Source organism: Archangium sp. (assembly GCF_036388035.1).
In the GTDB taxonomy this organism is placed as follows: domain Bacteria; phylum Myxococcota; class Myxococcia; order Myxococcales; family Myxococcaceae; genus Archangium.
The window spans coordinates 1-13,139 of record NZ_DASVSO010000305.1; the positions used below are offsets into that span (position 1 = coordinate 1).

Here is a 13,139-nt window from a genome sequence, read left to right on the forward strand (position 1 = left end):
CGAAGACCCGCTCCATGGCGAGGTAGAGGTCCTCCCCATCGGTGCCGTAATCGAGCACGTGCACCGCGCCAGGGTGCTTGAGCCGGGCCATGAGCTGGCCCTCGCGCTGGAAGCGGGCGGCGGCGCCGGGCGTCTTCGCCACATGCGGGTGCAGCACCTTGAGGGCCACGTAGCGCTCGAGGCCGAGCTGCTCGGCCTCGTACACCGTTCCCATGCCACCGCGGCCGAGCTTCCCCGTCACCTGGTAGCGCCCGGCGACCACCCGCCCCCGCCAGGGGTCCGCCGCCATGCGCTACTCCCCCGAGCCCTTGATGCGGTCGAGCTTGCGGTAGAGCGTCTTGCGGTCCAGCCCGAGAATCTGCGCGGCGAGCGACTTGTTGCCCTTCACCTCCTCCATGACGCGGAGGATGTAGCGGCGCTCGACCTCCTCCAGGGTGGTGAGCTCCGAGGGGTCTCCGCTGGCCACCACCACGTGCGAGGGGCGCCAGGCGCGAATCTTCTCTGGCAGGTCATCCACCGCGAGGCGCTCGGTGACGGTGACGGCCACGGCGCGCTCGATGCAGTTGCGCAGCTCGCGCACGTTGCCGGGCCAGCTGTAGCTCATCAACCGCTCGGCCACGGTCTCGTTGAGGCCCGTCACCCGCTTGTTGGCGCGGGCGGCGAAGTGCTCGATGAAGTTCTGGGCCAGCAGGAGGATGTCCCCGCCGCGCGAGCGCAGCGACGGCAGCTCCATCTGCACCACGTTGAGGCGGTAGTAGAGGTCCTCGCGGAAGCGGCCCTCCTCCACCATGCCCTCCAGGTCGCGGTTGGTGGCGGCCACCACGCGCACGTCGAAGGACACCTCGTGGTCCCCACCCACCGGGCGCACCACGCGCTCCTGCAGGGCGCGCAGCAGCTTGGGCTGGAGGCCCAGGGGCATCTCGCCCACCTCGTCGAGGAAGAGCGTGCCGCCGTGCGACTGCACGAAGAGGCCCGAGCGCGCCGACTTGGCGTCGGTGAAGGCGCCCTTGGCGTGGCCGAACAGCTCGCTCTCCAGCAGGGCCTCGGGCATGGCCGCGCAGTTGACGGCCACGAAGGGCCCCGAGGCACGCCGGCTCTTCTCGTGGAGCGCGCGCGCCACCAGCTCCTTGCCCGTGCCGCTCTCGCCGTTGATGAGCACCGTGGCGTCCGAGTCCGCGACGCGCGTGAGCAGGTCATACACCTTGCGCATCGGCGGGCTGGAGCCGAGCAGGCCCGCGAAGCGCTGGGACTCGGTGACGACCTTCGTCAGACGGACCACCTCGCCCTTGAGGTGGTGGTGCTGCACGGCGCGGTTGAGCGTGAGCACCAGCGCGTCCACGTCCACCGGCTTGGTGATGAAGTCATAGGCGCCGGCGCGGATGGCGGCCACGGCCGTCTCCATGCTGCCGAAGGCCGTCACCACCACCACCGGCAGGTCCGGCAGGTTGGCCACCACGCGCTCGCACAGCTCCGTGCCGCTCATCCCCTCCATGTTGAGGTCCGTGAGGACCACGTCGAAGGGCTGCTCCCGCAGCAGCGCCAGGGCCGCGTGGGGGTCGGTCTGGGAGGTGATGGTGAAGCCGCGCCGGCTGAGGCGCGCCTCCAGCAACTCCACCATGCTCGGGTCGTCGTCGATGAGGAGGACTCGGCCGCTCACGTGCTCACCGGTCAAGGAAAGGGACTCTCCGAGGGACGCAGGGACGGGGCTCGGAGGGGGAAGGTCCGTAATATACCGCACTGCCCGTGGCCCCCGCGCGCAGGAGTTACCTTCTCCCCTGCCTGCCCTCGGAGTAGGGTGCCGGGCCCATGCGACTGCCCATCTCCAGCCTGCTCGTCATGGGCCTGGTGGCCTGCACCGCCGCGCGCACCTCGGCTGTCTCCGAGTCGCCGGCCGCGCACGCCAAGGCCCCCCTGCCGTTCATCGAGGATGACTACTCGCGTGCCCTGTCGGAGGCGAAGTCGAGAGGATTGCCCCTCTTCGTTGATACCTGGGCCCCGTGGTGACACACCTGCCGCTCGATGCGCGCCTTCGTCTTCACGGACGAGGCGCTCGCGCGGCACGCCGGACGGTTCGTCTGGCTCGAGCTCAACACGGACGTTCCTGGTAACGCGCTGTTCCTGGAGAAATACCCGGTCGAGAACTGGCCCACCCTCTTCATCATCGATCCGAGGGAGGAGAAGGCCCTCGTGCGCTTCGCGGGCAGCGCCACCGTCCCCCAACTCGAGAGGCTCTTCGAGGACGGTGAGCGCGCATACCGCGGAGTCGCCCAGGGGCCCGAGGGGCTGCTGGCGCGCGGAGATGCCCTCTACGGCGAGGGCAAGGCCGCCGAGTCGGCGGACGTGCTCGTCCAGGCGCTGGCCGAGGCTCCGGCGGACTGGTCCCGCCGTGGCCGCGCGCTGGAGTCGCTCCTCGTCGCGCAGTACGGGGCGAAGCGGTACGAGGCCTGTGCCCGCGCGGCGTTGGCGGAGCTGCCCCGGGTGCCCCCTTCGCCCTCGTGGGCGAACGCGGCGGCCCTCGGGCTCACCTGCGCGCTGCAGGTGCCGGACGAGACCTCGGGCGCGAAGGAGCTGAGGGCCTCGCTGGAGGAGAAGGCCCGTGAGGCGCTCTCCCCGTCCATCACCATGCCGGTGGATGACCGCTCGGGCGTGTACGACGTGCTGGTCCAGGCCCGTCAGGCCGCGAAGGACGAGGCCGGGGCGAAGGCGCTCGCCGGGCAGTGGCTCTCCTTCCTCGAAGGGGAGGCCGCCAGGGCCCCGACGCCCGAGGCGCGCACGGTGTTCGACTCGCACCGCATCGCCTCGGCGATGGTGCTGGGCGACCTGATGCGGGTGGTGCCGGCCCTCGAGCAGAGCGAGCGGGACCTGCCGGACGACTACAACCCGCCCGCGCGCCTGGCCAACCTCTACCGGAGGCTGGGACGGCTGGACGATGCGCTGGCCGCGAGCACCCGGGCCCTGGCGAAGGTGCAGGGGGGCCGGCGGCTGCGCGTCCTCTCGGACCGGGCGGACATCCACCTCGCCCGGGGGGAGCGGGACGCGGCGGTGCGCACGCTGGAGGACGCGCTCGCCTACGCCAAGACGCTCTCCGAGGCGCAGGCCTCCCCGCGCCAGGTGGCCGCCCTCGAGAAGAAGCTGGCGGACGTGAAGGCGAAGTGAGGGGACGGGCCCCGCGTCAGGGCCCGTCCTCGTCGAACAGGTCGCCGGGGTCGTTCTGCCACCCGGCGAGCTGCTCCTCGGTGGGGAAGCCCTTCACCCGGTAGCGCTCCGGGTAGAGCCCCTTCACCGGCACGAGCATGTCCCCGGCCACCTTCGCCACGTCCTCCCACCGGGCGATGCCCACCGGCGGGGCCTCCTCGCCGAGCGCCGGGTCCATGAAGAAGATGACCTCGGCCCTCGGGAGGAGGGCGTCCACGCCCTTCAACCAGACGGCGTAGCTGATGCTGCGTCCGCGCTCGTCCTGGTACGGGGTGTAGGCGGCCACGAAGAGGTCCTCGCCCTTCTCCGCGTAGAGCTTCTCCAGCCGCCGCGTCTGCTCCTCGTAGTCGCGCGTCCGGGTGAAGAGTTCCAGCTTGCGGAAGTCCGCCCAGGCATTGCTGAGCCGCTCGGGCATGAAGGGCACCCAGCCCGAGGCGGTGAGGCGCAGGGCGCGGCCGTCCAGCGCACGCGGGGCCATCACCGCCCGCAGGGCCCGCGTGGCCACCTGGCGCAGCCCGTCCTCGTCCTCGGAGCCGGTGATGAGCAGGAGGTCCCTATGCGGGACGAGCACCACCGGCGTGCCGCGCACCTTGCACCGGCGCACCACCTCGTCGAGCAGCAGGCGGGAGGACGCGTAGCTGTCCTCCCAGGGCGCCAGACAGGTGCCCGGGGTGAGCTGCTCGAGGGCCTCCGTACTGCGCTGGCGCAGGTTCTCCAGGGCCACGGTGAAGGCCTCGTCGAAGGAGACGCCCCAGCGCGCCAGCTCGTTGGGCCCGAGGTACTGCAGGGTGTCTGGCCCGTCGAAGGCCAGGCACGCGCCGAGGAACCCGTCCACGGGCTTCCAGGAGACGGGGGCCGACGTGTCGGGGCCGCCCTTCACCACCAGCCAGAGCTGCTCGAAGAAGGCGCGCCCGCGCACCACCGGCAACAGGTTGGGTCGGACCTCGGCGAACGTCTTCGGCAGCGTCGGCATGGCGCGGACGCGGGTGAGCCGGGACAGCACCTCCTCCTGTTGCTCCGGCGCGGTGGCGAGGTACTCGTCGAAGAAGTTGCCCAGGAACACCGTGTCATCCGCGTTCCCGCCCGTCTTGGAGCCGAGGCGGAGCAGGAAGCCCGCGGCGTCGTAGTGGATGTCCCGCGTCTCGCCGGCCGCGCGCAGGGCCTGGATGGCACGCTGGGCGAAGGCGTCACGCTCCGCCTGCTCTTCCTCCGGTGTCTGCTGTCCCCTCGACTCCGAGTGCTCCGCGAGGCGGGCCTCGGCCTCCCGAGCCTCCCGGTTCGCCTGCTTCTCCGCCTCCGCCGGAGCGCCACCAGCTCCCGCGCGTGCGTGTCCGGCACAGCCACTCAGGACCAGGGCCCCCGCGAGCGCCAGCCCCACGAGTCTCCGCGTCCGCCTCATCGCTGCTCTCCCTGGGGCACATCCCCGAGCGGCTTTGCTGGCGCGCGGGTGTCGAGGTCGAAGAGCTCGAACAGCTCCAACGGCGACTCGCGCATGCCGCCGTCGGTGAAGACGAGCACCGCCTCGCCGGGGCGGGCCGGAGGCGGCGCACCGGGGCGGTAGTGGAGGGTGGAGCCATCGGTGACGAGGTGGCGCACCACGCCGTCCCGCATCTCCTCCAGGGGCAGCGAGAGCAGCTCGCGGCTGCGCTTGTCGCGCGTGTGGCCCACCACCTGGGTGAGGCCGAGCGGCAGCCGGTGCGGGTCGAAGCGGCGGCGCGGCGTGGCGGTGCGGTGGGCCGCGTCCTCGGGGCGCAGGCTGGGGCGGTGGTAGAAGATGCCTCGGCCCTCGCCGTACGCGGCGCTGCCGGGTTGGTGCAGCCCGGGGATGGAGAAGGGGCCTTCCTTCCAGGCCGCCACGGCGGTGTCGAGCACCTGGTTGAGCGTGTCGGCCACCGTGGGCGCATGCGTCCACCGCGCCTCGGTCAGCCCCACCACGCGCAGGTCCTCTTGCGTGACGCCCGCGTGCAGGACGAGCAGGTCCTCCGCTGCGGCGTGCGCCACCCGGAAGCGCCGGGCGCGCAGCAGCCACGTCACCCACTCGCGCTGCTCCGCGCGGAAGGTGCCGAAGTCGCGGGCGATCAGCTCGACGTTGGGCACCTCCGGGTAGCGGGAGAGGAACTCGCGCTCCGCGGCCGGGTCGGTGTCGTCGCCCCGGTAGAGGGGGTCCGCCTCCGCCTGGGCGGTGAGGAAGCGCGCGTCGGTGAAGCCGGCCAGCTCGCCCACCCGCCCGAGGTCATGGTTGCCCAGCAGCAGCACCGCCTGGTCCGCCGGGTGCGAGGCCATCCAGGCGAGCAGCCGCAACGCGCTCGCGGCCACCTCGGCGCGCTCGGAGGCCTTGCCCCAGTCGAAGTGGTCTCCCACGGAGATGAGCTGGACCTCCGGCCGCAGCCGGCCATTGGGGCCCAGCACGCCCTGACGGTCGAGCAGCGCGAAGAAGCGGGTGATGTCCGCCTGCGGGTCGCCAATGGCGAGGTGGCGGGTGCGGGGCTGGCCGTCGGGCGGCGTGGAGTGCGGGCCACCGGCGGCGACCTCGGAGGCGCGGGCGAGGGCGGCCTGGATGCGGGAGGTGCTCACCAGGGCATCCTAGTCCCGCCGACTCCGGGGCGCCGCTTCCGTCACGGGCAGGTGTCTTCCACTGCCCGCCTGCCCGCCCCGCTCAGGAGACCAGGAAGAACTTGGCGATGAGCGCCGAGCGGCTCTCCACCTGTGCCTTGGCGAGGATGCGGGTGACGTGGACCTCCACGGTGCGCTCCGCGCAGCCCAGGCTCACGGAGATGGCCTTGTTGGACTCGCCTCGGATGAGATGCCCGAGCACCTCCGTCTCCCGCGCCGTCAGCTTCCAGTGGGCGCCCAGCGTCCGCACGCGGGCGGAGGTCCGCGTGGTCGCGCTCCGTTCGATGGCCAGGTAGTACGAGGGCGTCCCGGTGATGCGCAGTGGGGAGATGGAGAACTCCTCGCCGACGGGCTCGCCCCGCGCATAGCGCGTCACGGCTTCGGCCACGTGCGCGTGGCCCTGATCCACCTGGGCCCTCCCGGAGCTGTTGGCGTATGCCACGCGACCGGTGGCCGTGACCACGTACGCCGGCTGGCCGAGCGCATCCAGCGCCACCTCGAGGGCGGCGTTGAGCAGCCCCGCCTCGCGCAGGCGCGTGTCCAGCATCAGCCGCCGCTGGAGCGCCGGGGTGAGCTCACGGAGCAGGCGCTGCTCCCGCTCCTCGAAGGGCTCCGAGCGCATCACGCCTGTCCACCCCAGCATGGTCGCGTCCTCGCAGACGAGCACCCGCAGGTACACCATCTGGTCTATCCCGCAGTGCCGCAGGGCGGTGCCCAAGGAGGAGCGGAGCCGCGCCTGCATCCGGGCCTGCTCCTCCGGGCTGATACCGAGCTTCCGCCAGGGCGCGAGCCGCTCGTCCCGTGGGGGCGCCGTGGGGGCCGCGGCCTGCTCCAGGGGGATGAACTGCACCACCCGGTTGCGCTGGGCGGGCTCGGGTCGAGCGGGGTTGAAGTACCCCCAGGGATCTCTGAGCGAGCTGAGGATTCCATTCAGGTACGGCTGGGTGGACGGCATGTCCGAGGGGAAGCCGGCGCTGTGCGCGAAGCTCGTCTGGTACTGCTTGGGCCCCACGTCCACGCCATACATGAGGCCCCGCTCCGCGTGCAGGGCCTCTCGCAGCGCCTCCACCAGCAGGGGGAGGACATCCTTGCCTGGCTCCACCACGTCGATCAGCGCGCGGAGGTCCTCCAGAAGCCGTTGATCCTGTGAATTCATGGGTTCCAAGCTGATCGGACTATAAGCGTTGGATTCGTGGGAAGGCCAAGGGAGTCGGTCTTGACGCGGAGCGCCAACGTGGGAGGTAGGGCCGCCTACGGACTTTCCCGTATGGAATCCCTCCGGCCAACGGCGGGAGGCTTGGGGATGGGCTCCTCGGGGGGGAGGGGTCTTTTTGGCTCGCGGGGCCGCGTGGCCCGACTCTGGGAGACCGGGGCCGGGTCACGCGGCTCGCGCTGAAGTGCTACACAGGCCACAGCGGAGGAATGACGATGCATCGGATGAACCGGGTCGCGGTCGTGCTGCTGTTGTGTCTGTCGGCGTGCGTGGCTCACGAGAAGAACGGGGACAAGGCGGCGGCGGTGGGGGACTGGAAGACGGCGCTGGCGGCCTACCGCGAGGCGCTGATGAGCGAGCCCGAGTCTCCGGTGTTGAAGGAGAAGTTCGAGCGGGCCCGGAAGGAGGCGGTGGTCGCGGCCTCGCAGCGGGCACACACCTGCGCGAGCATGGGCGAGTGGCAGTGCGCGCTGGAGGAGGCGGACTTCGCGCTGAGCATCGAGCCCGCAAACCCGGAGCTGGCCACCTTCCGCGCGGACGCGGCGCGCTCGATGGCGTTGGATCAAATCCAGCGAGCCCGTTCGGCCGCGGGCACCCAGCAGTTCCCCGAGGCCTTCGGCTTCCTCAAGCGCGCCACGGCGCTGTCGAACGACCCGCAGGTGGTCCAGCAGGCGTCGCAGGCGCGGGGCGAGATCATCGGGCTCGCGGGCGCGGAGGCGGAGCGGCTTTACCAGCTCAAGGCGTACGCGAACTCGCTCACGCTGCTGCGCATGCTGGTGCCCCTGGACGCGAGCTGGCAGCCGAGGCTCGCGCTCGTCGAGGCCGAGTATGAGCAGCACCTGGCGGCCGAGTACGAGCGGCTGGCGGGGGAGGGAGACGCGGCGCTCGCGCAGCGGCGCTGGGCGGAGGCGCGGGACAGGTATGAGGAGGCCCTGCGGATGAAGTCGGGCGGCCGGGCGGAGTCCCTGGTGCGCTACGCGGGGGGCATGGCGCAGGGCGAGTCGGCGCTGGCGCGTCGGGACTTCGTGAGCTCGGCGGCGGGCTACCGTCAGGCGGTGGAGTCGGGCCGGGACCGGGACGGGTCCGCGGCGGCGCAGCTCGAGCGGGTGGAGATCCGCCCCTACGCCATCCGCCTCCGCTCGGTGCTGGTGATGCCCACGCGGCTGGATGGGCGCCCCTGGGTGGGCCCGGCCAACCCCTTCCTCGCGAGGCTGTTGGATCGCGGCATGGGGGCGGTGGCTGGCGGGGACAGCGCGAAGGCGTGGCGCCACCTCATCCGCGCGGCCGAGCGGATGCCGGCGCAGAACCGTCCGACGCTCTCGGTCATCGTGACGACGCCTTCGGGCGAGCGGCTGATGACGCCCACGCGCAACAGCCTCTACGCCGTGTATGACGACCCGGAGCTCGTCATCGCGACGAACCACTACGACGAGCGCAACCTCGTCTTCCACGTGGTGCAGGGCGAGGGGATGTCGGCGGAGGAGGTGGGCGTGGTGAGCGTCGCGTTGGGCGAGCTGGTGCAGCGCGGGGAGTCCGAGCTGTCCCGGCAGTCCATCGCGGCGCTGGAGCTGGCCACCGCGCCGGCCTCGGGTCGGGCGGACGGCATGTTCGCGGGGCTGCGTCCCCTGGGCGATGGCACCAACCTGGCGCAGGACTTCTCGATGCCCACGCCGCGCACGAGGGGCTTCCTCCTGACGGGCGTGAAGGCCGTGGTGCGCCCCGGGGACTACCAGGACGAGCAGGCCCGCGACGGCGCGCCGGACGTCTACGTCGAGCTGGAGCAGGGCGGCCGGGTCATCTACCGGGGCCCGGTGGTGGCGGACAGCTACGAGGCGTCCTGGTCACCGACGCGCGTGAACCTCCACGTGGAGCAGACGGAGCAGCTCCTCGTGCGCGTGTGGGACGCGGACGAGGGCGACCCCGCCGACCTGGTGCTCTCCACGTCCATCCCCGCGAACAACTTGGCCGGCGGGAGCTTCCACTTCCTGGGAGGACCCCAGGGGGCCAGCGTCCTGGATCTGCGCTTCGAGTCCCGCCGGACCGAGGTGCCGCGAATGGCGGGCGCTACAGGACCGTGACCTCGCGGCGGAGGCCCCGTCGCTCCGCCAGCGGACGCGAGTACACCCCGCTGGCGGTGCCGATGAGCAGGCCGACGACGTGGAGCGCCGTCCAGCCTCCGAAGCCGAGGCCATAGAACAGGTTGTAGAAGTCCGGCGTGTCGAAGAAGCCGTAGAAGAAGGCGAAGATCGCCGGCACCGCCACCGAGGCGATGGCCGCCGCGCCGAAAGCGCGGCCCCAGCGCTTGGCGAAGAAGCCTCCGAAGGCGCCCGCCATGAGCGAGTTGAGGAACGGGGCGAAGAAGAGGAGGGTGCTCATGAACACCATCGTGAAGGCGCCGATGACGAGGCCCCGGTGCTTGATCTCCACCCCGTGGGTGGGCGTCTCGCGCACCATGACGCCCTGGTAGCCCGTCTCCTGGATGTCGGGGAGGGGCTCGCTGGCGGTGGCGTGGACCTCACGGCCTCCCCAGACGCCGCGCTCGCACTGCTGGTCTTCGAGGATCTCCCGGCGGGTTCTCGGCTGGGGACCCTGGTTGTCGGTGATGTCGGACATGCGTGCTCTCCCGAGGGGTGGGGGCGGAAGGCTCCGCCGATGATGCTGATGACGTTGAAGATGCGACGTCTTCCGATGGGAGACAGGGGCGGCGGCTCCATCGGAGGCCGGGCATCCGGGCGGGCGTGACGGTGCTTGGCGGCCGATGGCTGATCGGTATGCTGCGCCTCCCCCGAGCCCCTGCCTGCCCGGATGGAGCGAACCATGTCCCCGAAGCATCCCCTGCTGTGCGTTGCCCTGCTGTGCCTCGGCGTGCTGTCGGCCTGCGCGCTGCGTCCGTACTACCGGCAGGTGCTGCCGCCCGAGGTTGCCCGGAGCAAGGGGGCGGGCGTGGAGCAGGTGATGCTGCGCGTGGTGGAGCCGGACACGGGTCGGCCCATTCCTGGAGCGCGGGTGCTGCTGACGACGGGCCGGGGGCGCGTCAACGTGGCGAGTGACGCGGAGGGCCTCCTCCGGCTGCCGGTGTCGTCGGAGCTGTTCGCGGAGAACCCGCTGGTGGAGGTGCTGCTGCCCAAGGGCGTGGCGGGCTATGCGTTCCAGCCGGTGGCGCCGGAGTCCGAGGCCGTGCAGCCGCCGGCGAGCGAGCCCGGCACGCAGCCCCAGAGCGAGCCCGCGCCTCAGCCCACGACGGAGCCCTCGCCCCAGCCGGTGACGGAGCCCGGGGCGCAGCAGCCGCCTCGGGGCTGAGCCCGGGAGGGGAGGAGGCGCGACGTGTGCCCGGGGCTGGGGTAGGCTCTCCGCCCATGCGTCGCGCATGGATTGTCGGGTGCCTCCTCCTCCTCGCTGCCTGTTCGAAGAAAGAAACGGCCAGCGCGGTGGATCTGTCGGTGCAGTACAAGGGCTACGTCCCCAAGTGCCTCCGGGTGACCGTCGCGGATGCGAAGGCACCGGAGGCGAACACGAGCTCCGACACCCTGAAAGAGGACAAGCTGGTGGAGCACTCGGACCCCAAGGACCGCACGGTGCGCATCGCCGTGTTCCGCGAGAAGGGGTGGAGCCAGGAGCTGAAGATCGACGTGGCCTCCTACTCCACGGCGGACTGCGGCGGCACTCCGGTCGAGACGCGCGGTCTGGCCTCGGTGACGCTGCCCGCCAAGGGGCTCGTGACACCGGAGCCCATCGTGCTCAAGGCCCGGGATACCGATGGGGATGGGTACATCGCCGAGTCGGATGACAGCGCCATCCAGCAGGACACGGACTGCAACGACACCGCGAGCAACATCCATCCGGGGGCGAAGCGGGAGTGCGGTTTGACCCCAGATCCCGATGGTGACTTCAACTGCGACAAGCTTCCGGAATGCGCGCAGAAGCTCAACGGGGAGGCCTGTCAGGGCGGAACCATGTGCAAGTCGGGTTTCTGCGTGGCGGGCATCTGCTGCAACAATGCGTGCAATTCCCCGGGGACGTGCCGGGGCGCTGGCTCCTGCGGCACCGGTACCTGCAATTACCCCATCGTCGCGGGCCAGGCGTGCAGTGACGGGAACGGCTGCACCACCAACGACACGTGCAACGCCCAGGGAAGCTGCGTTCCCGGGGCTGCGGTGGTGTGCAACAACCGGCCGGGGCAGTGCTTCAAGACCACGGGAACGTGTAATACCGCCGATGGCGGTTGTGACTACGCCCCGCTGGGGGCGGGCACGGCGTGTAACGACAACTCGCCCTGCTCCTTCTCGGACAGTTGCAATGGCAGTGGGGCGTGCGTGGGGACGCCCAAGGTATGCAACACCCCGGGCGCGGGCAACCAGTGTTCCGCCAGCCTGGGGACATGTATCGAGGCGGACGGAGGCTGCACCTACCCGAATCTCGATGCGGGCACGCCGTGCAATGACAGCAACTCCTGTACCCACTCCGACCAGTGCAACGCGGGCGCGTGCGAGAGCACCCCGTATGCCTGCACGGGTGGTAACGATTGCCAGCTCAACGGCGCGACTGCATGTGCGGGTGACGGCGGCTGCCTCTACTCACCGAACCCCGCCAAGGATGGGCAGGTGTGCAACCTGGGCTCGTCTCAATCGGGCACATGCCTTCCGGGAACCGGTAAGTGCAGCGCCTTCCCATATGTCCCGAGCAACTTCGATCCGGATGCGCTCTCGGCTGCCCAGATCGCCAACCTGCCCACTGTGACGTTGTCCTGCGACACGACGACCTTCGACTCGACGACCCTCAGCTGGAGCGTGTCGGCGGGATGCACCGAGACGCCTCCCTCTCCCCCCACGCGACTGCATCAATCGGCTCCAGGCGCGCCCTTCGCGGTCATCGTGTCGATGAAGCAGCTCGACATCAATTCGGGCAAGACGTTGCGGCTCGTGGGCGAGCGTCCCGTCATCCTGGCGGTGTATGGAAACGCCACGCTCAACGGGAAGGTTCTCGCGAACGCCGTGAAGGATGTCCCCGGTGCTGGTGGAAATGGGGGCTCCTGCGGTTCTCGGGTGGGGAGCCCCGGTCTCGTGGGCAGTGGGGAAGCGACGTTTGGTGGTGGAGGTGGTGGTGGTTTCGGCACCGTGGGCGGTAATGGTGGGAGGGGTGAAACGACCGCCTCGACGGGCGGTCCGGGGGGCGCCGCAGTGGGGTCCACGTACGCGCTCGTTCCGTTGTACGGGGGATGCCAGGGCGGAAACGGCGGCCGGGTCAACACGACGCTGGCAGTGGGAGGCGCTGGGGGCGGCGCCTTGCAGATCTCCGTCGCCGGAACGCTGCAGGTGCTGGACACCGTGAGCGTCAGCGGAGGCGGTGGCATGGGTGGCAAGGCGACGACGACCGAAGCGGGAGGAGGGGGTGGAGGAGGGAGTGGCGGTGGGCTGCACTTCGAAGCCGCGACTCTTTCCGTGGGGGCGCTTGCCGAGCTGACCGCGCAGGGTGGTGGCGGTGGTCAGGGCGGCCGGTTGGCCGGAGGTTCGGCGCCGGGCGAGGACGGTACGGATGGGCCCACCGATTCCTTCCTCCAGGCCACGGGGGGCGATTCAGGCTCGGGTGGAGCCCATGGCGGCACGGGCAGCGCGACAGGTGGAAGCGCCAATGGTGACAATGGCACTGGCGTCAATGGTGGCGGTGGCGGTGGCGGTGCCGCGGGTCGCATTCGTCTGTACGGGAAGACGTCCTGCACCATCACCACTACCACCGTAAGCCCGACAGCCCTCAGGGGCGGTGATTGTTAAAAGGTTCCATCATGGGCCGGGTGAGGGCCTCGCTGTCCCGCCCGGCCGCATCGCCCCAGCTTGGTTCCATCCCGTTCCCGTGGGCGGCTATGGTGGGTGCCCTCCCGATTCGAACGGAGGTCCCGAATGAAGAAGCTCCTTCTCTCCGCGCTGCTGCTTCCCGGCGTGGCGCTCGCCCAATTCGACGATCTGTCGAAGGTGCAGGTGAAATCCACGCCCGTGGCCGGCAACGTCCACATGCTCGAGGGGGCGGGCGGCAACATCGGCGCCTCCGTGGGCCCGGATGGCGTGCTCATCGTGGACGACCAGTTCGCGCCGCTGGTGCCGAAGATTCGTGATGCGCTCGGCAA

11 protein-coding genes and 1 pseudogene are annotated in these 13,139 nt (G+C 70.8%); 6 read left to right on the forward strand and 6 right to left on the reverse strand.

All coding sequences use genetic code 11. From position 1 onward, the window contains the following. Together VF697_RS12665 and VF697_RS12670 are read right to left on the reverse strand one after the other, a co-directional pair. On the reverse strand, positions 1–289 hold a 289-nt coding region (locus VF697_RS12665; protein WP_331094664.1), incomplete at its 3' end, for a protein kinase domain-containing protein. A gap of 3 nt (positions 290–292) precedes the next feature. Beyond that, positions 293–1,657, reverse strand: coding sequence for a sigma-54 dependent transcriptional regulator (locus VF697_RS12670; RefSeq protein ID WP_331094665.1), 1,365 nt, complete (start codon positions 1,655–1,657; stop codon positions 293–295). A gap of 149 nt (positions 1,658–1,806) precedes the next feature. On the opposite strand from VF697_RS12670, the gene VF697_RS12675 reads away from it, so the two are divergent. Both VF697_RS12675 and VF697_RS12680 read left to right on the forward strand, forming a co-directional pair. Further along, positions 1,807–2,004: a hypothetical protein gene (locus VF697_RS12675; RefSeq protein WP_331094667.1), complete on the forward strand. Its 198-nt coding sequence runs from the start codon at positions 1,807–1,809 to the stop codon at positions 2,002–2,004. A gap of 15 nt (positions 2,005–2,019) precedes the next feature. After that, positions 2,020–3,156 (forward strand): tetratricopeptide repeat protein, encoded by a 1,137-nt coding sequence (locus tag VF697_RS12680; RefSeq protein ID WP_331094669.1) that lies wholly within the window; start codon positions 2,020–2,022, stop codon positions 3,154–3,156. Positions 3,157–3,172: 16 nt separating this feature from the next. Here VF697_RS12680 and VF697_RS12685 read toward each other — a convergent pair whose 3' ends face one another. The 3 genes from VF697_RS12685 to VF697_RS12695 form a co-directional block, all read right to left on the reverse strand. Then, a complete protein-coding gene (locus VF697_RS12685) occupies positions 3,173–4,594 on the reverse strand; it encodes a hypothetical protein (protein WP_331094671.1) in 1,422 nt (473 codons plus the stop codon). Then, the gene (locus VF697_RS12690; protein WP_331094683.1) at positions 4,591–5,772 is read right to left on the reverse strand and encodes a metallophosphoesterase; all 1,182 of its coding nucleotides are present in this window, start codon (positions 5,770–5,772) and stop codon (positions 4,591–4,593) included. The genes VF697_RS12685 and VF697_RS12690 overlap by 4 nt, the downstream gene beginning before the upstream one ends. Before the next feature lie 79 nt (positions 5,773–5,851). Beyond that, entirely contained in the window at positions 5,852–6,964 is a 1,113-nt protein-coding gene (locus VF697_RS12695) for a LuxR C-terminal-related transcriptional regulator (protein ID WP_331094673.1), read from the reverse strand. A gap of 272 nt (positions 6,965–7,236) precedes the next feature. On the opposite strand from VF697_RS12695, the gene VF697_RS12700 reads away from it, so the two are divergent. After that, on the forward strand, positions 7,237–9,099 hold the full coding sequence (locus VF697_RS12700) for a hypothetical protein (protein WP_331094675.1): 1,863 nt from the start codon (positions 7,237–7,239) through the stop codon (positions 9,097–9,099). Here the strand turns inward: VF697_RS12700 and VF697_RS12705 are convergent. After that, entirely contained in the window at positions 9,086–9,634 is a 549-nt protein-coding gene (locus VF697_RS12705) for a hypothetical protein (RefSeq protein WP_331094677.1), read from the reverse strand. The two genes, VF697_RS12700 and VF697_RS12705, sit on opposite strands and share 14 nt — an antisense overlap. Before the next feature lie 204 nt (positions 9,635–9,838). Here VF697_RS12705 and VF697_RS12710 point away from each other — a divergent pair, with 204 nt between their 5' ends. The 3 genes and pseudogenes from VF697_RS12710 to VF697_RS12720 form a co-directional block, all read left to right on the forward strand. After that, positions 9,839–10,321 carry a hypothetical protein gene (locus VF697_RS12710; protein WP_331094679.1) on the forward strand — a complete coding sequence of 161 codons (483 nt, stop codon included), beginning with the start codon at positions 9,839–9,841 and terminating at the stop codon, positions 10,319–10,321. A 56-nt stretch (positions 10,322–10,377) separates the two neighbouring features. Further along, positions 10,378–12,789: a hypothetical protein gene (locus tag VF697_RS12715; RefSeq protein ID WP_331094681.1), complete on the forward strand. Its 2,412-nt coding sequence runs from the start codon at positions 10,378–10,380 to the stop codon at positions 12,787–12,789. Between the two features lie 126 nt (positions 12,790–12,915). Continuing rightward, positions 12,916–13,139: pseudogene (locus VF697_RS12720) on the forward strand (MBL fold metallo-hydrolase); the annotation flags it as partial.